The sequence below is a fragment of the Pseudanabaena sp. PCC 9330 genome (genome assembly GCF_055795045.1).
Map to the genome: position 1 here is coordinate 39,748 of NZ_JAYFES010000089.1, position 20,801 is coordinate 60,548.

Sequence of the window (20,801 nt, forward strand, 5' to 3'; positions counted from 1 at the left end):
CTCCCAGGGAGCCTTGGCTACCGTGCCCTATCCGTGGGTAAAATGCAGTTGCCCCCAACCTATCATCCCGACCTCACCGCCCGAAGGGGCCGGTGCCGCCGTGGTCAGTCTCTCTAGTATTTTCTCAAGTCTATACCTCAACCTATGGTCAATCGCTTCAAAATTGGGACGCGCATCGGTGCTGGGTTTGGGGTGGGGTTAGCAATTTTGGCTCTGCTGGGGGCGGTAGCCTACCGCACCACGACCGAATTGATTCGCAGCGCTGAGCGAGAGAAGGAAACCTATCAAATTTTGGGGTATCTGACCGAGCTAGAGGCCGAGCTGACCAATGCCGAAACTGGGCAGCGGGGCTACCTGATCACCGGTCAAGCCGAGTATCTAGAGCCCTACAACAGCGCCCTGACCGAGATTGAGGATACCTATGCCGCCCTGCGCCTGCTCCAAACTGATAATCTTCGCCTTCAGAGTCGTCTGGCCGACCTCGACCCGTTGATTGAGGCCCGCCTCGCCCGCCTGCAAGAGGGCATTCAGCGGCGCGACACTGGCGGGTTTCCGGCAGCCCAAGCGTTTATTCTCACCGACCAGGGGCGGCAGCTAATGGAACAGCTGCGCGATCAGATGAACGAGATTCGTCAGCAAGAGCAGGTGATGCTCGAAGAGCGGGCTGACCAGGCTCAACGGTCAGCGCAGCAGACCACCCGCACCATTGCCTACGGCATTCCGGTCTCGTTTTTGCTGATCTCGCTGCTGGGCTGGTGGCTGTCTCGCAATATCTCTCGGCCCCTGCGCGATCTCTCCGCTACTGCCGAGCAGCTGGCGGCGGGCAATTTGGCTGTTACCCTGCCCGACAGCACCGCCGAGGACGAGGCCGGTATTCTCACCCGCACCTTTAGCCAGATGGTGGGCAACCTGCGGGAGACCATACGCATCAACGAAAATCAGCGCTGGTTGAAGTCTAACCTGGCCGATCTGTCGCAGCAGCTGCAGGGGCAGCGGAGTTTAGAAAATCTGGCCCACCGGGTGCTAACCTACTTGGCCCCCCTGGTTGAGGCCCAGCAGGGGGTTTTGTATGTGCTCGACAATGGCGGCGAGCCGCCTCGGTTGAAGCTGTTGAGCAGCTATGCCTACCAGGAGCGCAAGCACCTATCGAACGAATTTGAGCTGGGGGAGGGGCTGGTGGGCCAGTGCGCCCTAGAAAAGCAGCGGATTGTGCTGACCCAGGTGCCGGGCGACTACATTCGCATTCGTTCGGGCCTGGGCGAGGCACCGCCGGTCACGATTGTGGTGCTGCCGCTGCTGTTTGAAAACGAGGTGATGGGGGTGCTGGAGCTGGCGGCTTTGCAGCCCTTTAGCGACCTCCAGATCACCTTTTTAGAGGAAGCCAGCGCGGTGACGGGGGTGATGATCAATGCGATCGCCTCCTACATTCAAACCCAGCAGCTGCTGGAAGAGTCGCAGGTGCTCACCGAAGAGCTGCGTCAGCAGCAGGAAGAACTGTTGCAGAGCAACCAGCTGCTCGAAGAGCGCACCCAGTCGCTGCAAGAGTCGGAGATGATTTTGCAACAGCAGCAGGAGGAGCTACAGCAGTCAAACGAAGAACTACAACAGCTCAACGAAGAACTGGAAGAAAAAGCCGAGCTGCTCGAAACCCAAAAGCAGCAGGTAGAGCATAAAAATCATGAGGTAGAGCAGGCCCGCCAGGCGCTAGAAGACCAGGCCCGGCAGCTAGCCCAGTCGTCGCAGTACAAGTCTGAGTTTTTGGCCAACATGAGCCACGAGCTGCGCACGCCGCTCAACAGCCTGCTGATTTTGGCCAAAATGCTGGGCGACAACGGCGACGGCAACCTCACCGCCAAGCAGGTTGAGTATAGCCGCACTATTCACTCCGCTGGGGTTGACCTGCTGTCGCTGATCAACGACATTCTCGACATGGCCAAGATCGAGTCGGGCACCATGGAGGTGGTGGTCGATGCTCTGGCCTTTAGCGCCATTCAGCTGGAGCTGGAACGCACCTTTCAGCCCACCGCCGCCAGCAAAGGGCTCCGTCTAGAGATTGACCTGGATGACGATCTGCCCGCTACCCTCGCCACTGACCCCCGGCGGCTACAGCAGATTCTCAAAAATCTGCTCTCTAACGCGATCAAGTTTACCGAGCGGGGAGGGGTGACGGTACGCATCTATCCGGCGGCGGCGGGCCGGGTGGCCTTTGCGGTCAGCGATACCGGCATCGGCATTGCCCCCGAGCAGCAGCAGACTATTTTTGGGGCGTTTCAGCAGGCCGACGGCACCACCAGCCGCAAGTACGGCGGCACCGGGCTGGGCCTTTCTATCAGTTTGCAGCTAGCTGAGCTGCTGGGCGGTGCCATTGAGCTCCACAGCGAGCCCAACCAGGGCAGTACGTTTACCCTCTACCTGCCCCTGCACTACGAGCCCTTAGCCAGAGCTGAGGGTCAGCCTCCTGGGGGGCCAGGGCAGTCGGGTCTGCGCCCCTTTGCCCCGGCGGCAGTGACCCTGGCGGCGGTGGCCTCGCCCCCCCCAGCCCTGGCTATTGCCCCTCTGCCCGAGGGCCTCGAAGACGATCGCGATCGCCTCTCTCCCGCCGAATCGGGGCGCGCTGCCCCAGTCCTGCTCGTGATCGAAGACGACCCCAACTTTGCCCGGATCTTGCTCGATATGGCCCGCGACCAGGGGTTTGCGGTGCTGATCGCCCTGACCGGGCGGGGGGGGCTGGCTCTGGCCCAGCGGTATGTGCCCAACGCCGTTACCCTCGACCTGCACCTACCCGATATGGACGGGCTGGCGGTGCTAGAGCAGATCAAGGGCGACCCCGCCACCCGCCATATTCCTGTCCATGTGATGACGGTGAATGACCGGCAGCAGCAGGAGTTTCAGATTGGGGCGATCGCCCACATTCAAAAGCCCGTGGCCCCGGAGATTTTGACCCAGACCCTGATCGACATCAAGCAGTTTGTGGAGCGCCGGGTGCGCTACCTGCTGGTGGTCGAAGATGACCCGGTGCAGGCCCAGAGCATCATTGAGCTGATTGGTGGCGGCGATGTCACCAGCACCGCTGTACACACCGGAGCGGCGGCCCTGGAAATGCTGCGATCGCAGCCCTGCGACTGCATCGTGCTCGATCTGGGCCTGCCCGATATGAATGGCTTTGACCTGATCGAGGCGATCAAGCAAGACTCGACCCTGGCGCGCCTGCCGATCATTGTCTACACCGGCAAAGATCTGACCGAGGCCGAAGCCAGTCAGCTGCGTCGCCTGGCGGAAACTATTATCATCAAAGATGTGCGATCGCCCGAGCGCCTGCTCGACGAAACTGCTCTGTTTTTGCACCGGGTGCAGGCTGACCTGCCCGCCCCCCAGCCAGATGTTCTAGGCCGCTTGCAGCCCAGCGATCTGGCCCTAGCGGGGAAGAAAGTGCTGCTCGTTGACGACGACGTGCGCAATATTTTTGCCCTGACCAGCCTGCTTGAGCGGTATGACATGACCGTGGTCTTTGCCGAAAATGGCCGGGATGGCATCACCACCCTGCAGGCCAACCCCGATGTGGGCATTGTCTTGCTAGATGTGATGATGCCCGACCTAGACGGCTATGAGACCACCCGCCAGATTCGCCAGATCGATCGGTTTCGATCGCTGCCAATCATTGCTCTGACGGCCAAGGCGATGCAGGGCGATCGCGAAAAGTGCATCGAAGCCGGTGCCTCCGACTACATCACCAAGCCCGTCGATACCGAACAGTTGCTCACCCTGCTGCGGCTGTGGCTATACCAGTGAAACCAGACGATGTCGACATTCATTTGCTGATCGAAGGGCTGTATCAACGATACGGCTACGATTTTCGCGACTATGCCATGGCCTCGCTCAATCGCCGGGTGCACAGCTTTCTCAGAACCGAAGGCCTGCCCAGCGTGGCGGCTCTGCAACAGCAGGTGCTGGGCGACCCAGCCTGTGCCGAACGGCTGCTGCTGGGGCTGACGGTCAATACCACCGCTATGTTTCGCGACCCCAGTTTTTACCTGGCCTTTCGACGGCAGGTGGTGCCTCTGCTGCGCACCTATCCGTTCTTTCGCATCTGGCATGCGGGTTGCTCTACGGGGCAGGAGGTCTACTCGATGGCGATCTTGCTGCAGGAGGAGGGGCTCTACCCCCGCTGCCGCATCTATGCCACCGACGCCAACACCAGGGTGCTGCAGACGGCTCGCCAGGGCATCTACTCCTACAAACAAATGCAAGACTACACCCAGCTCTACCTCAGGGCGGGGGGGCAGCAGAGCTTTTCAGCCTATTACACGGCCAACTATGACAACGCTATTTTGCGGCCGGCCCTGCGGGAGCGAATCGTCTTTGGTGAGCACAATCTGGTGACCGATGGCTCATTTAATGAGTTTAATGTGATTATCTGTCGCAATGTGCTGATCTACTTCAACCCCACTCTGCAAAATCAGGTGCATGGGTTGTTTCACAACAGCTTGTGCAAGTTTGGTATTTTGGGCTTGGGGAAGCAAGAGACCATTCGCTTTACCAAGTATGAAGCCGCCTATGACGATCTCGTCAAAGCTGAAAAGCTCTACAGGAGGCGGGGCTGATGCCCTACGAACTGGTTGCCATAGGTACCTCTTTGGGAGGATTATCGGCCCTAAAAACTCTGTTAGAATGCATCCCCGAGACATTTCCGGCGGCGGTGGCCATTGTCCAGCACCGCCACCGGGAGTCTGACCAGGCGCTGAGCTCTTTTTTGCAGCAGTTTACGGTTTTGCCGGTGCACGAAGTCGAAGACAAAGAACGGATTCAGCCAGGCCATATCTACTTTGCCCCAGCCGACTACCATTTGCTGGTAGAGTCTGGGTACTTTTCACTGTCTGTAGATGCGCCGGTCTCCTATGCCCGCCCCTCAATTGATGTGCTGCTAGAGTCGGCGGCTGACGCCTACGGCGATCGCGCCATCGGCGTGCTCTTGACCGGGGCCAATCAGGATGGGGTCTGGGGGTTGTCAAAGATCAAGGCCCGGGGGGGCATCGCCATTGTGCAAGACCCAGATACCGCCGAAAGCCCAGTTTTGCCCAGGGCGGCGATCGCCGCTGTCGCAGTCGATCGAGTTTTACCCCTGACCCGCATTGCGCCCTATCTGGTGCGTCTGTGTAGCCCCTCGACGGGGCTATAGCTATGCCGATGGATGCACCAGTAAACATTCTGCTTGTGGACGATCAGCCCGAAAACCTGATGGCTCTGGAGGCGATCTTGGGCGATCTGGGGGCCAACCTGGTCAGGTCAACCTCGGGCGCAGAGGCGCTGCGCTGTCTGTTGAACGACGACTTTGCGGTGGTTTTGCTCGATGTGCAAATGCCCCAGATGGATGGGTTTGAGGTGGCCTCGCTGATTCGCAGTCGCCAGCGATCGCGCGATACGCCGATCATTTTTCTCACCGCCTTTGGCAGCAATGAGCAGTTTATGTTTAAGGGCTATGCCCTGGGGGCGGTCGACTATTTGATCAAGCCGATTGCCCCCAGCATTTTGCTGTCTAAGGTGGCAATTTTTATCGATCTTTTTAAAAAGAACGAGGCGCTCAGGCAAAAGACTGAAATTTTGCAGCAGCAGGCCTCCCAGCTAGAGGCGATCAACACCCAGCTCCAGACCAGCGAAGAGCGGTTTCGGCTGCTCTGCACCTGTTCGCCAGTGGGGGTGTTTGTCACCGATCCCCAGGGCGACATTGTCTACACCAATCCTCGATTTCGCACCATTTGCCAAATGTCGGAGGACTGCCCGATGGACGAAGGCTGGCTGGGCCGGGTTCACCCCGACAATCTGGAGGCGGCCCGATCGAGCTGGGCCGACTATATGACCAATGGGCAGGAATATTCCCAGGAGTTTGAGTTTGTCACCGATGTAGAGGGTAGCCAGTGCTGGGTGGCGATTCGGGCGGCGCGGCTGGTGTCAGAGCAGAAAATCTTTTTGGGCTACGTTGGCACCATCGAAAATGTTACCGAGCGCCGCCAGGCCGAAACGGCCAATGCCCAGGTGATTCGCGAGCAGGCGGCCCGCCAGGAGGCCGAGACCGCCAACCGCATGAAAGACGAGTTTATCGCCATTCTCTCCCACGAGCTGCGCACGCCGCTCAACTCGATTTTGGGCTGGTCGCACCTGCTGCGATCGCGCGATCTCGCCCCCGACAAAATTGCCTATGCCCTCGACACCATTGAACGCAACGCCAACGCCCAAAAGCAGCTGATCGAAGACATGCTCGATGTCTCTCAAATTGTGCGGGGCAAGCTCCAGCTGCACCAGCAGCCCCTCGATCTGGTGGCGGTGGCCCAATCGGCCCTTGAAACCGTCAGGCCAGCGGCAACACCAAAAAACATTGCCCTGGTCACCAATCTGGCCGACTGCCCTCGCCTAGAGGTGACCGGCGACCTGTTGCGGCTGCAGCAGGTGATCTGGAACTTGCTCACCAATGCGATCAAATTCACCCCCAACCACGGCCAGGTAGAGCTGCACATCGCTGTGGTTGACGATCTGCCGACGGCCCAGGCCCCGCCATCGTCCGCTGCCGCCTACGCCCAACTGCGGGTCACCGATACCGGCCAGGGCATTGACGCCAACTTTTTGCCCCACATCTTTGACCGATTTCGCCAGGCCGACAGCAGCACTACCCGTGCCCAGGGGGGCCTAGGGCTGGGGCTGGCGATCGTGCACTACCTGGTAGATCGGCACCAAGGGCGAGTCTGGGCCGAGAGCGGCGGCCTCGACCAGGGCAGCACGTTTACCGTCGTATTGCCGCTGCGAGCAGCCCCATCCCAGCTGCCGCCTGACCCCGCTATCGCGCCTGCGCCTGCGCCCGCTGAAGCTCACCCCCTGGCAGAGATGACGTTGCTGATTATCGATGACGACGCCGACACCCGCGATTTCCTGCGATTTCTGCTCGAAGGCCAGGGGGCGGTGGTGACCACGGCGGCCCTGGGCCAGCAAGGGTTAGATTTGCTCAACGCCGCGCCTCCCGACCTGCTGCTGTGCGACATCAGCATGCCGGATATGGATGGCTACCAGCTGATGCACACCATTCGTACCCAGCTGCCCCTACCCCAGGCGCAGGTGCCTGCGATCGCCATCACCGCCCACGCCCGCGCCGCCGACCAAACCCAGGCGGTTACCGCTGGCTTTCAGGCCCACCTGGCCAAGCCCATCGAAGCCGAGACCTTGATTAACACGATTCTCCAGGTGACGGGGGCGATCGCTTAGGGGCAGCTTTTTCCTTAGCGTTTCATTGCGAAACCAGGCGGTTTAGCGACAACGGGCTGCCCTTTCCCTAGGATCGGGAGAGATCGGCGGATTGAACCCTTCTGTCGTTGGAACGCGCAATGAGATTTTTGGTAATTGAGCGGGAGCCGCTGGTGGCCCAGGCGCTCAAGCTACTGCTAGACAGCTTGACCTGTGAAGTGTGCCTGGCTAAAGATACGGCCGTCTTAGCGGCGACGCAGGTGGCCTACGATTTAATTATTGTGGACGGCGGTGCGGTCGGCGCTGGAACTGCTGACTGGCGCGATCGCCAGCCCCAGACCCCCGTGCTGCTGCTGGCCGACCGACCGGGGCCAAAGCCCGCCTGGGCCACCGCCACCCTGGTCAAGCCCGTCGATGCTGTCGCCTTGGTGGCCCAAGTGAGCGACCTGGTGGGGCAGACCCTAGAGCAGGTGAGCCCGGTGGCCCAGCGGCCCCAGAGCGAAGCCCGCTTTCGCACCATGGCCGACCACGCCCCGGTGATGGTGTGGATTACCGACGCCAGCGGTCACTGCTCTTACCTCAGCCAGAGCTGGTACGAGTTTACCGGCCAGACCGAGGCCACCGGGTTGGGGCTGGGCTGGCTCGGGGCGGTGCACCCAGAAGACCGCACCCAGGCCAAGGCGGTGTTTCTGAATGCGACCGCCGCCCAACAGGAGTTTCGCACGGAGTATCGGCTGCGCCGCCGCGACGGTGAGTACCGCTGGATGCTCGACGCCGCCCGCCCCTGGCGGGGGGCGTCGGGCCAGTTTGAGGGCTATATTGGCTCGGTGCTCGATATTGATGAGCGGGTGCAGGGTGAGGTCGAGCGCCGCCGCCTAGAGCAGTCGCTAACGGCGTCAGAGGCCAAGCTCAGCGGCATTCTCAACAGCGCGATCGCCGCCATCTCTAGTTTTCGGGTCTATCGGGGCGGCGACTGGGAGTATGAATATTGGTCTGCTGGGTGCGAAGATCTGTTTGGCTATCCCCGCAGCGCCTACGCCGACAAGCATTTTTGGCTAGAGCAGGTGCACCCCGACGATCGCGAGCAGGTGATCATACCTCTGCTCGAGACCTTTTATGCAGGGCAGCAGGTCACCGCTGAGTATCGCTTTCGCCACCGCGATGGGTCTCTACGCTGGTTTCACAGCGACTACGCCTCGCAACCGATCGCCGCCGACTGCTGGTTGGTCACCACCGTCAACTACGACATTACCGATCGCAAGACCCTGGAGCGCGATCGCGAGCGGTTTTTGGCCGTGGGCTCCGACCTCCAGGTGATCACCGACCGCAATGGCCATTTTCACTGGGTCAGCCCCACCTTTGAGCAAGCCCTGGGCTGGACTGTGGCCGAGATGACCGCCATCCCCTGGGCCGACTTTGTCCACCCCGACGACCTGGCCGCCTCTGCCAAGGAAATTGTCGAGCTGTTTAAGGGCCACGACACCTTTGCCTTTGAAAACCGCTACCGCCATCGAGACGGCACCTACCGTTGGCTGCTGTGGAAGGCCCGTCTATACACCGACGATGGCCGGGTCTACGGCGGGGCGATCGACATCACCGAGCGCAAGCGCTCCGAGGCCGCTCTGCGCGAGTCGGAGGAGAAGTATCGCCTGCTGTTCAACTCCATGGACGAGGGCTTTTGCGTGATCGAGCTGCTGTTCGATGCGGGCGATCGCCCGATCGACTATCGCTTCCTCGACATCAACCCCACCTTTGCCCAGCAGACCGGCCTCGGAGACGCCCAGGGCAAACGTGTCCGCGAGCTGGTGCCCAACCTCGAAACCCACTGGTTTGAAATTTTGGGAGAGGTGGCCCTAACCGGCGAGTCGGTGCGCTTTGAAGACCATGCGGCGGCAATGCACCGCTGGTTTGACGTGTTTGCCTTTCGCTTTGGGGCTCCAGAGCTGCGCCAGGTGGCGGTGCTGTTTCGCGATGTCACCGAGCGTCGTCAGACCGATCTGGCCCTCAAGCAGAGCGAACGCAAGCTGCGGGCTGTGTTTGACAGCACCTTTGAATTTATCGGCCTGCTCAAAACCGACGGCACCGTGCTCGATGTCAACCGCACTGCCCTGACCGTGATTGCAGCCACCCCTGAGGCGGTGATTGGCCAGCCCTTTTGGCTCACCCCCTGGTGGGATCACTTTCCTGATCAGCGAGAGCGGATGCGGCAGGCGATCGGCCATGCCGCCCAGGGCCACACCGTGCGCATGGAAAACCAGCACATTTGGGCCGACGGCTCGATCGCCTGGGTCGACTTCTCAATCAAGCCGGTGCTAGACGAGCAGGGGCGAGTGGTAATGCTGGTGCCTGAGGGGCGCGACATTACCGAACGCAAACAGGCTGAAACCAAAATTCGAGAGCAGGCAGCGCTGCTCGACATTGCCTCCGACGCCATCACCGTGCGCGACTTTGACCAGCACATTCTTTACTGGAACCAGGGGGCTGAGCGTCTCTACGGCTTTACCGCCGCCGAGGCCCTGGGCCACCGGGCCTTTGACCTGCTGCGCTGCGAAACCGCCCGCCACGGCGACATGATGCCTATTCTGCTGGGCCAGGGCGAATGGCAGGGTGAGCTAGAAAAACTTACCAAAGCCGATCAGCTGGTCACCGTCGCGGCCCGCTGGACTCTAGTGCGCGACGAGGCTAACCAGCCCAGATTTTTGCTCTCGGTCGAGACCGACATCACTGCCAAAAAAGCCCTAGAGGCCCAGTTTTATCAGGCCCAGCGGCTAGAGAGCCTGGGCCGACTGGCCAGCGGCATCGCCCACGACCTCAATAACGTGTTTACGCCCATCGTTACCATTGCCCAGCTGCTGCGCCTCACCCAGCGATCGCTGAGTGACAAAGCCCAGGATCAGCTGCGCCTGCTGGAGGAAAGCGCTAAGCGGGGGGCCAGTATGGTACAGCAGATTCTCTCGATTACCCGCAGCAGCGACGACAGCCGCACCGAGGTGAATCTGGGGCCGCTACTACAAGACGTGGCCCACATGCTAGAGCAGAGTCTGCCCCCCCATATTTTGCTGCACCTGCCAACGGGGCCTAGCGTCTGCAATTGTGCTGAAACAGATACCCCTGTGCCCCTGTGGGTTAGCGCCGACCCCACCCATCTCCACCAGCTGGTGATGAACCTGGGCATCAACGCCCGCGACGCTATGCCCCAGGGCGGCACCCTGACCCTTGCGGTTGAGCGGGTCTGGGTCGATGCTGCCCTGGCCCACACCCACCTAGATGCCGAGGAGGGCGACTACGTGCGGCTGACCGTGGCCGACACCGGTACCGGCATTGATCCGCTGGTGCGCGATCGCATCTTTGACCCGTTTTTTACCACCAAGCCTCCCGGCCAGGGCACCGGGCTGGGGCTGGCCACGGTGCTGGGTATTGTCAAAGCCAGCGGCGGCTTCATTCACATCGACAGTGCCCTAGGGCGAGGTACCCAGGTGCAGGTGTATCTGCCCGCCCTCGACCCGAGCGACAGTGCCAGTGATGGGCCTGCCCCAGCTAACCAGCCCCAGCGGGGCCAGGGCGATCGCATTTTGCTGGTCGAAGACGATATCTCGGTACAGGAGGCGGTGCGATCGCTGCTGACCAGCTACAACTACAGCGTGTTGGTGGCCAACAACGGTCTAGAAGCCCTCGACGGCTTTGCCCACCGCCAAGCCGACCTAGTGGTGCTCGACATTATGATGCCCGGCATGGATGGCATCACCCTGGTGCGGCACCTAAAAGCGGCTCAACCAGCGCTCAAGGTGCTGGCTACCAGTGGGTTGCCCACCTACCGCGAACCGGCGATCGCCGCCGGGGCCAATGCCTTCTTGCTCAAGCCCTACGACCTCAGCGACCTGCTCACCACGCTGTCAACCCTGCTGCAGGTGGGTCTCACCGAATGCGATCGCAGGGGCAAAATCGAGGATTGATTTCCTTGTGTAGAGACCAGTGCCAAGCAAGGCTCTTTCCTCAGGCGACTGACTGCGAGTAGCTGGCAGACCCCTCAAAGCTGCGGATGAACTTGGCTCGCAGGTACACGGTCTGCCCTGGCTGAATGCCCAGATCGCGATATTGCTCGCGGTTGATGTGGGCCGTTATGGGATGACCATTGTCGAGGGTCAGCTCGACGCGGATTGTCCAACCCAGGTGAATGATATGGTTCACCGCTGCCGCCACGCTGCCATTCTGATGGTCAGTGGAGATGTCAATATCGTGGGGCCGCAGAAACACTTCACCATGGGCCGGGGCATCGCGGTGCAGCGACTTCCAGGTGCTGTCAGGCGACAGCACGTTGACCGCGCCGATAAAGCTCATCACAAAGGGAGTAGCGGGGTTTTCGTAAATCTCAGCCGACGAGCCCACCTGCTCAACCCGACCATTGCTCATCACCACAATCTCGTCGGCAATTTCCATCGCCTCCTCCTGGTCGTGGGTGACAAAGACCGTGGTCACATGCACCTCATCGTGGAGGCGGCGCAGCCAATCGCGCAGGTCTTTGCGCACCTTGGCATCGAGGGCACCAAAGGGCTCGTCTAACAGTAGAACCTGAGGCTCGATCGCCAGCGCCCGCGCTAAGGCCACCCGCTGGCGCTGCCCACCGGAGAGCTGGGCGGGGTAGCGATCGCCCAACCCATTCAGCTGCACCAAATCTAGCAGCGTATCTACTCGATGCTTGATGCGGTCTTTTGGCCACTTTTGCAGCTCTAGAGCAAAGGCAACATTGCGGCGTACCGTCAGGTGCTTAAACAACGCGTAGTGCTGAAACACAAAGCCCACCTGGCGGTCTTGCACCGACTTGGTGGTGGCGTCTTGGGCCGAAATATAGATTCTGCCCGTGTCGGGTTGCTCTAAACCGGCAATCACCCGCAGCAGGGTCGATTTACCTGACCCCGACGGCCCCAGCAGGGCCACCAGCGAACCGCTCTTAATGTCGAGGTTAATCGGCTCCAGGGCCTGAAATTCCCCAAACCTCTTAGACACGTTTTCGACTCGAATTCCCACGGGTAATCTCCAAAACTCTACGGTGCGCCCCAGGCGGTGCTCGATCAACCTGGCCAGAACCATGCCAGCGCCAGCAAAGGCGCTATACAGCAGCCCCAAACCAAAACTTGCTGTCAAGCAAGTGCCGCGTGTGGAAACAAACCTACCCTACTCACAACTCAAATGCAAGCCACTTCAAAATACAACACAAGTAAGATCTAAAAAATTCTCGTACTAAACTCAAATGAATTTCAATTCAATCTGAAAAATTCGTGATACAGTCCATAAACGTAATCCTCGATAACCCCGTCGAGATACCGTAGATTTTTTGGAGAGCGACCCATGACATCACCTCAACGCTATATTTCGCGGCGATCGGCAGTTTTATTTGTGGCTGGCCTGGGACTGGCGGGCACCCTGGCCGCTTGCGGTAGCACCACCTCCATCCCAGAAGCCAGCACGGGCGACTCGACCACCGCCGCCGCTGGCCCGGTCGAGCTCACCCTGGTCTCCTACGCCGTCACCCAGGCCGCCTACGAGCAAATCATTCCTAAATTTGTCGAGCAGTGGAAGGCCGAAACCGGTCAGGAGGTCACCTTTAACCAGAGCTACGGGGGGTCGGGCTCTCAAACCCGCGCCGTGCTCGACGGGCTAGAAGCCGATATCGTCGCCCTGGCCCTGGCTGGAGACACTAAAAAGCTGGAAGAGGGCGGCCTGATTGAACCCGGCTGGGAAGGCGAAGCGCCCAACAATGCGATCGTGCATGGCTCTGTAGCAGTGCTCGTGTTCCGGGAGGGCAACCCCAAAAATATCCAGGGCTGGGACGATCTGGCCCGCGACGATGTGGCTGTAGTCACCGCCAACCCCAAGACCTCTGGTGGGGCCAAGTGGAACTTTCTCGGAGCCTGGGGCGCTCTGACCCAAACCGGCAGCGATGATGCCGCCGCCCTAGACTTCGTCACCAAGGTCTACCAAAACGTGCCGGTGCTGCCCAAGGACGCGCGGGAAGCCACCGACGTATTTTTTACCCGAGGCCAGGGCGATGTGCTGATTAACTACGAAAACGAGGTACTGCTGGCCGCTCAAAATGGTGAAGAGTTGCCCTACATCGTTCCCGATGTGAATATTTCCATCGATAACCCCGTTGCCGTCGTCGATGCCAATGTGGATAAGCACGGCACCCGCGAGGTAGCCGAAGCCTTTGTGGAGTTTTTGTTTACCCCAGAGGCCCAAGCGGAGTTTGCCAAAGTTGGCTTCCGCCCCTCTGATCCAGAGGTGGGCGAACAGTTTGCCGAGCAGTTTCCCAAAATTGACACTCTGTTTACCATTGCCGATCTGGGTGGCTGGGAAGAAATTGATAAAAAGTTCTTTGCCGATGGGGCAATCTTTGACCAAGTTCAATCCAAGGTTGGCAAGTAGGTCGATGTAAAGGGTTGGCAGGTTAGAACGTTCCAGCCTGCCAACCTGCATGAACCTTGATCATTCTTCTTTAAACCATGACTTCATCCCCACCATCTTCATCGCCAGGTTTCTGGCACCAGGTTCTCCACGCCTCTTGGCCTTGGCGGGTCACCTGGCTCTATCTCACCCTATTTTTGTTTTTGCCGATCGCAGCTCTCCTGCTCAAGGCGCTGACCCTCAACCCAGCAGAAATCTGGCGGATTGCCACTGACCCAGTGGCCATTTCCACCTACAACGTCACCTTTTTTACGGCGCTGGTAGCGGGCATTATCAACGGCTTTGCCGGACTGATTATTGCCTGGGTACTGGTGCGCTACGAGTTCCCAGGGAAGCGGTTTCTCGATGCGATCATCGACCTGCCCTTTGCCCTGCCGACGGCGGTAGCCGGGTTAACCCTCTCGACCATCTACAGTACCAACGGCTGGATTGGCGGTTTTTTAGAACCCTTCGGTATCAAAGTGTCGTTTACCCGCCTAGGGGTGCTGGTGGCGATGATCTTTATCTCGCTGCCCTTTGCGGTGCGGACAGTGCAGCCGGTGCTGCAAGACCTGGAAGCGGAGGCGGAAGAGGCCGCCTGGTCGATGGGGGCATCCCAGTGGCAGACCTTTTATCGGGTGATTTTGCCGCCGCTGATGCCTGCCATTCTCACCGGGGTGGCGATGGGGTTTTCGCGGGCGGTGGGCGAGTACGGCTCAGTGGTGATTATTGCGGGCAATATTCCCTTTCAAGACTTAATTGCGCCCGTGCTGATTATTCAGCGGTTGGAGCAGTTTGACTACGCCGGGGCCACGGTGGTGGGCACGGTGCTGCTGCTGATTTCCCTGGCGGTGTTGTTGGTAATTAACCTGATTCAAGCCCGAGGGAGGCGCTTCTATGGCTGATTCGTCTTTAAAACAACCCGTTGTTATGGCCGGGTCTAAGACCCAGGCAGCGACCTCGGGCTTTCAGTGGGGCAAGTGGCTGCTGGTGACCTTTGTGTTTGGCTACCTGGCGCTAATTTTGCTGGTGCCTGCCCTCAACGTGTTTATTCAGGCGCTTAAGGCGGGGCTGCCTGGTTTAGTCGATACGTTCACCAGCAAGTTCTTTTTGAATGCGGTGAAGCTGACGGTGATTACAACGGTGATCACGGTGCCGCTAAACACGGTGTTTGGGCTCTGTGCGGCGCTGTCGCTGGCCAACAAAAACTTTCCGGGGCGTTCTTTGCTCATCAGCATCATCGACCTGCCCTTCTCGATTTCGCCCGTGGTTGCCGGTCTGATGCTGGTGCTGCTGTTTGGCAACCGGGGCTGGTTTGGCCCATTGCTCGATGCCGGCGGTATCAAGATTATCTTTGCGATGCCCGGCATTGTGATGGCGACCATCTTTGTCACCATGCCCTTTATTGCGCGCGAGGTGCTGCCCGCCCTCGAAGAAGCGGGTACTCAGCAGGAAGAAGCCGCCGCTACCCTGGGGGCCACCCCCTGGCAAACCTTTTGGCGAGTGACGCTGCCCTCGATTAAGTGGAGTTTGCTCTACGGCCTGATTCTCTGTAACGCGCGGGCCATGGGTGAGTTTGGGGCGGTAGCGGTGGTGTCGGGCAATATTGTGGGCAAAACCCAAACCCTGCCGCTGTTTATTGAAGAGGCCCACATCCAGTACAACACCCAGGCGGCCTATACGGCGGCGCTGCTGCTGGCCTGCTTGGCGGTGGTTACTCTGGTGTTGAAGTATTTGCTAGAGCGCAGTGCTGGCATTCAGCACAGAGGTCATTAAAGAGGTTTTTATGACATCTATCTCTCCCGACTATGGCCTGGAGGCACTACGCCTTAAGGAACCTGAAAGCCTGGTGCAAACCCAGGTCAAAATCCGCATTCCCAAAGCGCGGCACCCCGACCCGGTGATTTCTAACCTGATCAACCGCTATGGCCTCAAGGTGAATATTTTTGGTGCTCTGCTCGGAGCCAACGGCCAAGAAGATGGCTGGTTTGATTTGGCGATCGAGGGGCGCGCGGGCACCATCCACGAGGCCCTGCTCGATTTGGTGGAGCTAGACGCCGACCTCTGGTTCAACACCGACGACGACGACGGCTACTGAAGCTAGTTTTTAGTCTTGTCATCAAGGGGCTGTCCTCGGTCTAGCGGTGACCCTGGCCAACGGTGACGAACGCGATGTCGTGCCTGAACTCGTCGTGGGCCTCGAAGGTTTGCTGCTCGGCGACAAAGGCTATATCCGCCAAAGCCTAACGACTCAGTTGGCCCACCCAAGACTTCAGTTGTTAACGCCTCGACAAAAAACGATGTCCGCTTGCGCCGCCGACTTTAATCGGCTGGTGAGTTGTCAACGCCAGGGTGTTGAAACCATCATTGGCCATCTGTGCCATTGGTTTGACCTTGCGCGAGTCTCTAGCCGTAACCTGTAACGTCTGACCAGCCACTTAGTCTGTAAAATCCTCGCCCATACCGTGATAATTTGGCTGAGCCACCAGCAGGGAGAGGCCTTGGCTACAGTTCGGCAGTATTATTACTTGGTGATTCAATGATAGATTAGTTGCACATCGCGTTCTTAGCTAAATCGTACCCCTAAGTTTGCTACAATCGTAAACTGAACAAAGCGGCGACATAGCCAAGTGGTAAGGCAGAGGTCTGCAAAACCTCCACCCCCGGTTCGAATCCGGGTGTCGCCTTTAACGGTAAACCGCTAGATTCAGCCCCCAGTGGCCCCGACCGACGGCGAGTGCAGCACTTCGGTGTTTCTGTAGCTGAGGCTATCGGAGCTGCGGGAGGAGTATTCCGAATTTAAGGAGCCTCAGCTTAGCCAGTCCACCTACGCGGTGGACTATCGCCGCTACCGCAACCACATCCAGAAGCTGCCGACGGATGATTTGAGGGATGTGAACTGACAAGTCAGCGCAAGCTATCGCGATTCGAGACTACCTGCTGGCCAATGTCACCCCCAACACCGCCAAACGGGTTCTGACCAATATCAATGCCTGCTGCGACTGGGCCATCCGCAGCCAGCTAATTGACCACAACCCCTTTCGGGATATGGCTGGCGATGTCTATCTCTCTAAAGGCGATGTGGAGGAGGCTGACATCAACCCGTTTACAGCGGAGGAGCGGGATGCCATTATCCAAGCGTTCCAGGAGAGCCCGCTGTATGGCTACTATGCGCCGCTGGTACAGGTGTTGTTCTTTACGGGGTGCCGCCCTTCGGAGGCGATCGCCCTCCAGTGGAAGCACATCTACGATCGCTTTATCCTGTTCGAGCAGGCCATTACCATCAGCACCAAGGGGCTGGCGTTGAAGAGTGGGCTGAAGACTCAGCCACAACGGCGGTTCCCGGTGAACCGTCAGCTAAAGGAGATTTGGAATGCGATGCGCCCGGAGGACTGCGACCCGGAGGCGTTCATCTTTCGCAGCAAGAAGGGGGGCATGATCGACTTTGGCGATTTTCTTAACCACGCCTGGAAGGGGTACAAGAACCGCCATGGCAAGCAGATTGATGGCCTTGTGACGCAGTTGGTGAAGCAGGGGGTGGTGAGCGAGTATCGTCGCCCGTATCAGTGTCGGCACACGTTTATTACTTTGTGTCTGGAGGCGGATATTGACGCCAAAGATGTAGCCAAGTGGGTGGGCAACAGCCCAGAGGTGATTTACCGCCACTACGCCGGGAAGAAGCGCGATCTACAGGTGCCGGAACTGTGATCTAGATGAAAGCGGCTTGATAAATCAGGGTGCCTACTTTCCTTGCAGACGATACCCTTGCCGGTATTGGGGCTGCAATCGGTTGAACAATTGGTATCGCAGGGACTCGGTAATGATCGCGGTCGCAGCCAGGCAACCAATCAATACTGAGACACGGAGCAGCAAGTGCTCTGCGGCGATCACTATCACCTCGGTCACGAGCGTACATTCCAGCACAAGCGCTACGCTGTAGGCGATCGCACACCCGGCCAGAGCCAGCAAGAAGTATTTCACGGCTTTGAACGTCAATTCTAAAAGCCACCTGCGCGGCTGTTGCTGTTTCATAGGGATGGCCTCCACTAAGGTAGGGGCTTGACCAAGAGGGTCAGCCTGTCACGGTCTACAATTTCGACTGGGGCACCAGGGAGTAGATCGCCAGGTACACCGGGCTCAAAGAAGCGGGCGGGCCAGTAGGATGCCTGGAAGTAGACGCGCCCTGGGATTGAGGGGGTAATGGTGCGCTCGACGATGCCTCGACCTTGAAAAGGGGGCAGGTCAGATGATTGGGACAGAGTAGAAAGAGTCATAATGGCTTTCCTCTGAGTGTGAAAGGACGAAGTGGGTGGAGAACTCCTGGGTAGCCAATCCGCCCAGGAGAGGGGCAATTAGAGGTTAAGCAAGGCATTGCCGTGGATGAAAGCGGGCTGTTGGTCGCCAGGGATGGTCATCCATTGGTTGCAGCCCATGTCCCAGACTTCGCCGGTAACGGTGACTTGGGTGCCCACGGCCAAGTCGGTGATGACCGCTCCTTCAAAGCCGTAGCCCGATCACAGGGGAGTCAGCGTAATCACCGCCGCTGGGTGAAATTGAGCGGGGTCAAGGGGCACCATTTCACCAATACGGAAGCCATCGGCCCATGTGACCTGGGGGCAGAGGTCGGCCACGAGCGGCGCGGTTGACTGGGCGAATTCGATGGGTAGCTGGAGAGCAGCCGGGGAGATCTGAGCAGCTCCGACTGGCATGAGGGCTAAGCAGGCAATTCCTAGGTCGATTAGTTTTGGCATGGCGATTTACTGAACTCGGTATGAGGCCAGTAAACAAAAGAAGCCAGAAATCTCTAAGGAAACTTGGGTGGGTTAGGAGAAAGTTGGCAGAAATTTTGGCTACGCCTGATACCGTTTGCGGTAACCCCTATGGGTCAAGCCTTTCAGCAGCTGGGCAGGTCTGGGAAAGATCGCGTATTATCAGTGAATTCCCTGAGAACTTTCCCTGAACTTTCGGATCGCACTAAATCGTCATCTACCCATCTGCCGCCATGAGTCGTCCTCAACGTGGTGTGGTTTTGACTGATCGCGGTAAGCAACGCCTGGAAGCTGCGATCGCATCTGCCCAAGACCAGGAAAAATATGGCGCTCGCTTCACCCAGACTGAACTGGAAACTCGGATTGGCATCAGCATCAAAACTATCAAGAAAATTCGTAACCAGGAAGGCTCAGTCTATAGGGCTCGTGTCCAAGTGTTGTTTACTGCGTTTGACCTGACGCTAGAGCCCGCAGATTATGGCCAATCCGAACCAGCTGCTCCACCAGCTAGCCCTCAATCTACAGGCAGAAGACAACCCTCAAACTCCAAAATTGACTGGGGCGAGAAGCCCGACACTGCGCTTTTCTTTGGCCGAGCTGAAGCATTAGCCACCCTCAATCAATGGGTGCAGGGCGACCAATGTCGAATGATTACCCTATTAGGTATGGGTGGCATTGGCAAAACTTCCCTAGCAGCCAAGCTGGCTAACCAGGTCTATGATCGCTTCGACTATGTAATCTGGCGCAGTCTACGAGAAGCCCCACCCCTAGATGAAATCTTGGTGCGGCTGATTCAGTTTCTCTCTGACCAGCAAGAGACCGAAATCAACCTGCCAACCCGGTTGGGGGAACGCATCATTCGCCTGTTGCACTATCTGCGCGAACATCGCTGCCTGGTGGTGCTCGACAACCTATAGTCAATTTTACAGGCCGAAACAGCGGGTCATTACCGAGACGGCTACGAGGGATATGGCGAACTCATTCAACGCATCGGCAGCACCGAGCACCAAAGCTGTTTGCTACTTACCAGTCGCGAATGCCCTAAAGAGCTAGCCCCCCTGGCGGGTGACCTGACGCCGGTACGCTTGTGGTCAGTCGGCAGCATCGACACCGAGGCCGGGCGAGAAATTCTAAAAACCAAGGGCTTGGCCCTGGATGAGGCTGATGACCAAGGACAAGAGTTGATTCGCCGCTGTAGTGGCAACCCCCAAGCGCTGCACCTGGTAGCCACAACCATTCAGAGAGAGTTTTTGGGCGATGTGGATGACTTTTTACAAGAGCAGGAAACAGTCATTGAGGATGTGAGCACCCTGTTAGATCCGCAGGTTAGCCGCCTTGCCCCCCTGGAGCGATCGGTGTTTTTCTGGCTAGCCATCAACCGCGAACCCGTTGGCCTGGATAAGTTGATGGAAGACCTACTGCCACTAGTGACCAAGCAGGACGTGCGGGGGGCGTTGAGGGGGTTGAGCGATCGGTACTTGGTAGAAACAGTAGGCAAGCAATTCACTCTACAAAATGTGATCATGGAATTTGCTACAGATCGCTTTGTGGAGCAGGTTAGTCGAGAACTAAAGACGAAAGAGTTTGACCTATTTCATACCCATGCTCTGATTCAAGCTACAGCCAAGGACTATGTGCGAGAAACCCAAGTCCGCCTGATCCTTAAACCGATCACAGTCAGGATTGTTAACCTAGCGCAACAGGTAAATGTTTCCCTACAAACTATACGCCAGCATCCTGACTGGAATGAGGGCCATGCTGCTGGAAATCTATTGAATATACTGTGTCAGTCTCAATCGGAGACTCAGCAATTTGACTTTTCTCAACTTACCCTTAGACAAGCTTACCTAAAGGGAGTGCAACTGCGTGAGTTTAACTTAGCTAACACCCAATGGGTTGCACCAGCTCTAACTCATCCGTTTGAGTCCATCAGTGCAGTTGCATTCAGTCCCGACGGGCAATGGCTGGCAACAGGCAGCGATGATGCTACAGTTCGACTGTGGCAGGTGAGCACTGGCCAGTGCTACACGATCTTGACCGGCCATACCAACAGGGTCAGCTCGGTTGTGTTTAGCCCCGATGGGCAATGGCTGGCCACGGGCAGTGGTGATGCCACGGTTCGGCTATGGCAGGTGAGCACTGGCCAATGCCACACGACTTTGACCGACCATACTAGTGGGTCATTTGGCATGGCCATGGCCATTGATATGGGTGGGTATCACAATAGAAGAAGCCCCCTTCAATGCCAGGTCGTCATGCCTCGTCGTCCAAAACATCCCCTTTGCGAACTAACGGCTGAAGAACACCAAGAACTAGAGCGATTGTCGCGTGCGAGCAGTGAATCAGCGGCTCGTGTCGCTCGTG

The 20,801-nt window shown here is 58.3% G+C and carries 17 protein-coding genes and 1 tRNA gene; 14 read left to right on the plus strand and 4 right to left on the minus strand.

Annotation, left to right across the window (positions count from 1 at the left end):
- The first annotated feature begins 144 nt into the window (after nt 1-144).
- From AC0QKW_RS08805 to AC0QKW_RS08825, 5 genes are all read left to right on the plus strand, one after another.
- Nucleotides 145-3,789 carry a response regulator gene (locus AC0QKW_RS08805; protein WP_473150690.1) on the plus strand — a complete coding sequence of 1,215 codons (3,645 nt, stop codon included), beginning with the start codon at nt 145-147 and terminating at the stop codon, nt 3,787-3,789.
- Nucleotides 3,786-4,601, plus strand: a complete 816-nt coding sequence (locus tag AC0QKW_RS08810; RefSeq protein WP_473150691.1) for a CheR family methyltransferase — start codon at nt 3,786-3,788, stop codon at nt 4,599-4,601. Before AC0QKW_RS08805 ends, AC0QKW_RS08810 begins: the two co-directional genes overlap by 4 nt.
- Entirely contained in the window at nt 4,601-5,176 is a 576-nt protein-coding gene (locus AC0QKW_RS08815) for a chemotaxis protein CheB (protein WP_473150692.1), read from the plus strand. Before AC0QKW_RS08810 ends, AC0QKW_RS08815 begins: the two co-directional genes overlap by 1 nt.
- Before the next feature lie 8 nt (nt 5,177-5,184).
- The gene (locus AC0QKW_RS08820) at nt 5,185-7,248 is read left to right on the plus strand and encodes a hybrid sensor histidine kinase/response regulator (RefSeq protein ID WP_473150693.1); all 2,064 of its coding nucleotides are present in this window, start codon (nt 5,185-5,187) and stop codon (nt 7,246-7,248) included.
- Between the two features lie 119 nt (nt 7,249-7,367).
- Nucleotides 7,368-11,180: a PAS domain-containing hybrid sensor histidine kinase/response regulator gene (locus tag AC0QKW_RS08825; RefSeq protein ID WP_473150694.1), complete on the plus strand. Its 3,813-nt coding sequence runs from the start codon at nt 7,368-7,370 to the stop codon at nt 11,178-11,180.
- Nucleotides 11,181-11,220: 40 nt separating this feature from the next.
- Here the strand turns inward: AC0QKW_RS08825 and AC0QKW_RS08830 are convergent, their stop codons facing one another.
- A complete protein-coding gene (locus AC0QKW_RS08830) occupies nt 11,221-12,252 on the minus strand; it encodes a sulfate/molybdate ABC transporter ATP-binding protein (RefSeq protein WP_473150706.1) in 1,032 nt (343 codons plus the stop codon).
- 321 nt (nt 12,253-12,573) lie between these two features.
- On the opposite strand from AC0QKW_RS08830, the gene AC0QKW_RS08835 reads away from it, so the two are divergent.
- The 7 genes from AC0QKW_RS08835 (at nt 12,574) to AC0QKW_RS08865 (ending at nt 17,376) form a co-directional block, all read left to right on the plus strand.
- Nucleotides 12,574-13,650: a sulfate ABC transporter substrate-binding protein gene (locus AC0QKW_RS08835; RefSeq protein ID WP_473150695.1), complete on the plus strand. Its 1,077-nt coding sequence runs from the start codon at nt 12,574-12,576 to the stop codon at nt 13,648-13,650.
- Between the two features lie 77 nt (nt 13,651-13,727).
- Complete coding sequence (gene cysT / locus AC0QKW_RS08840) at nt 13,728-14,573, plus strand: sulfate ABC transporter permease subunit CysT (protein WP_473150696.1); 846 nt, start codon at nt 13,728-13,730, stop codon at nt 14,571-14,573.
- Nucleotides 14,566-15,444: a sulfate ABC transporter permease subunit CysW gene (gene cysW / locus AC0QKW_RS08845; RefSeq protein WP_473150697.1), complete on the plus strand. Its 879-nt coding sequence runs from the start codon at nt 14,566-14,568 to the stop codon at nt 15,442-15,444. The genes cysT and cysW overlap by 8 nt, the downstream gene beginning before the upstream one ends.
- Before the next feature lie 10 nt (nt 15,445-15,454).
- Nucleotides 15,455-15,766, plus strand: a complete 312-nt coding sequence (locus tag AC0QKW_RS08850; protein ID WP_473150698.1) for an NIL domain-containing protein — start codon at nt 15,455-15,457, stop codon at nt 15,764-15,766.
- A gap of 46 nt (nt 15,767-15,812) precedes the next feature.
- On the plus strand, nt 15,813-16,091 hold the full coding sequence (locus tag AC0QKW_RS08855) for a transposase (protein WP_473150699.1): 279 nt from the start codon (nt 15,813-15,815) through the stop codon (nt 16,089-16,091).
- Between the two features lie 193 nt (nt 16,092-16,284).
- Nucleotides 16,285-16,355 (plus strand) — tRNA-Cys (locus AC0QKW_RS08860).
- 361 nt (nt 16,356-16,716) lie between these two features.
- Entirely contained in the window at nt 16,717-17,376 is a 660-nt protein-coding gene (locus AC0QKW_RS08865) for a site-specific integrase (protein WP_473150700.1), read from the plus strand.
- Nucleotides 17,377-17,409: 33 nt separating this feature from the next.
- Here AC0QKW_RS08865 and AC0QKW_RS08870 read toward each other — a convergent pair whose 3' ends face one another.
- The 3 genes from AC0QKW_RS08870 to AC0QKW_RS08880 form a co-directional block, all read right to left on the minus strand.
- On the minus strand, nt 17,410-17,700 hold the full coding sequence (locus AC0QKW_RS08870) for a hypothetical protein (RefSeq protein WP_473150701.1): 291 nt from the start codon (nt 17,698-17,700) through the stop codon (nt 17,410-17,412).
- Nucleotides 17,701-17,714: 14 nt separating this feature from the next.
- Nucleotides 17,715-17,942 carry an NfeD family protein gene (locus AC0QKW_RS08875; RefSeq protein ID WP_473150702.1) on the minus strand — a complete coding sequence of 76 codons (228 nt, stop codon included), beginning with the start codon at nt 17,940-17,942 and terminating at the stop codon, nt 17,715-17,717.
- A gap of 240 nt (nt 17,943-18,182) precedes the next feature.
- Nucleotides 18,183-18,419, minus strand: a complete 237-nt coding sequence (locus AC0QKW_RS08880; protein ID WP_473150703.1) for a hypothetical protein — start codon at nt 18,417-18,419, stop codon at nt 18,183-18,185.
- Nucleotides 18,420-18,670: 251 nt separating this feature from the next.
- Here AC0QKW_RS08880 and AC0QKW_RS08885 point away from each other — a divergent pair, with 251 nt between their 5' ends.
- Nucleotides 18,671-19,354 (plus strand): NB-ARC domain-containing protein, encoded by a 684-nt coding sequence (locus AC0QKW_RS08885; protein WP_473150704.1) that lies wholly within the window; start codon nt 18,671-18,673, stop codon nt 19,352-19,354.
- 99 nt (nt 19,355-19,453) lie between these two features.
- The coding region (locus AC0QKW_RS08890; RefSeq protein ID WP_473150705.1) for a WD40 repeat domain-containing protein at nt 19,454-20,801 on the plus strand (1,348 nt) is incomplete at its 3' end.

Bases quoted from the DNA above. Each gene is read 5' to 3' on its own strand.
- AC0QKW_RS08805 (WP_473150690.1), top strand. From the start codon at position 145: ATGGTCAATCGCTTCAAAATTGGGACGCGCATCGGTGCTGGGTTTGGG.
- AC0QKW_RS08880 (WP_473150703.1), bottom strand. From the start codon at position 18,419: ATGCCAAAACTAATCGACCTAGGAATTGCCTGCTTAGCCCTCATGCCA.
- cysW (WP_473150697.1), top strand. From the start codon at position 14,566: ATGGCTGATTCGTCTTTAAAACAACCCGTTGTTATGGCCGGGTCTAAG.
- AC0QKW_RS08885 (WP_473150704.1), top strand. From the start codon at position 18,671: ATGAGTCGTCCTCAACGTGGTGTGGTTTTGACTGATCGCGGTAAGCAA.
- AC0QKW_RS08850 (WP_473150698.1), top strand. From the start codon at position 15,455: ATGACATCTATCTCTCCCGACTATGGCCTGGAGGCACTACGCCTTAAG.
- AC0QKW_RS08815 (WP_473150692.1), top strand. From the start codon at position 4,601: ATGCCCTACGAACTGGTTGCCATAGGTACCTCTTTGGGAGGATTATCG.
- AC0QKW_RS08825 (WP_473150694.1), top strand. From the start codon at position 7,368: ATGAGATTTTTGGTAATTGAGCGGGAGCCGCTGGTGGCCCAGGCGCTC.
- AC0QKW_RS08870 (WP_473150701.1), bottom strand. From the start codon at position 17,700: ATGAAACAGCAACAGCCGCGCAGGTGGCTTTTAGAATTGACGTTCAAA.
- AC0QKW_RS08865 (WP_473150700.1), top strand. From the start codon at position 16,717: ATGGCTGGCGATGTCTATCTCTCTAAAGGCGATGTGGAGGAGGCTGAC.
- AC0QKW_RS08875 (WP_473150702.1), bottom strand. From the start codon at position 17,942: ATGACTCTTTCTACTCTGTCCCAATCATCTGACCTGCCCCCTTTTCAA.
- cysT (WP_473150696.1), top strand. From the start codon at position 13,728: ATGACTTCATCCCCACCATCTTCATCGCCAGGTTTCTGGCACCAGGTT.
- AC0QKW_RS08835 (WP_473150695.1), top strand. From the start codon at position 12,574: ATGACATCACCTCAACGCTATATTTCGCGGCGATCGGCAGTTTTATTT.
- AC0QKW_RS08820 (WP_473150693.1), top strand. From the start codon at position 5,185: ATGGATGCACCAGTAAACATTCTGCTTGTGGACGATCAGCCCGAAAAC.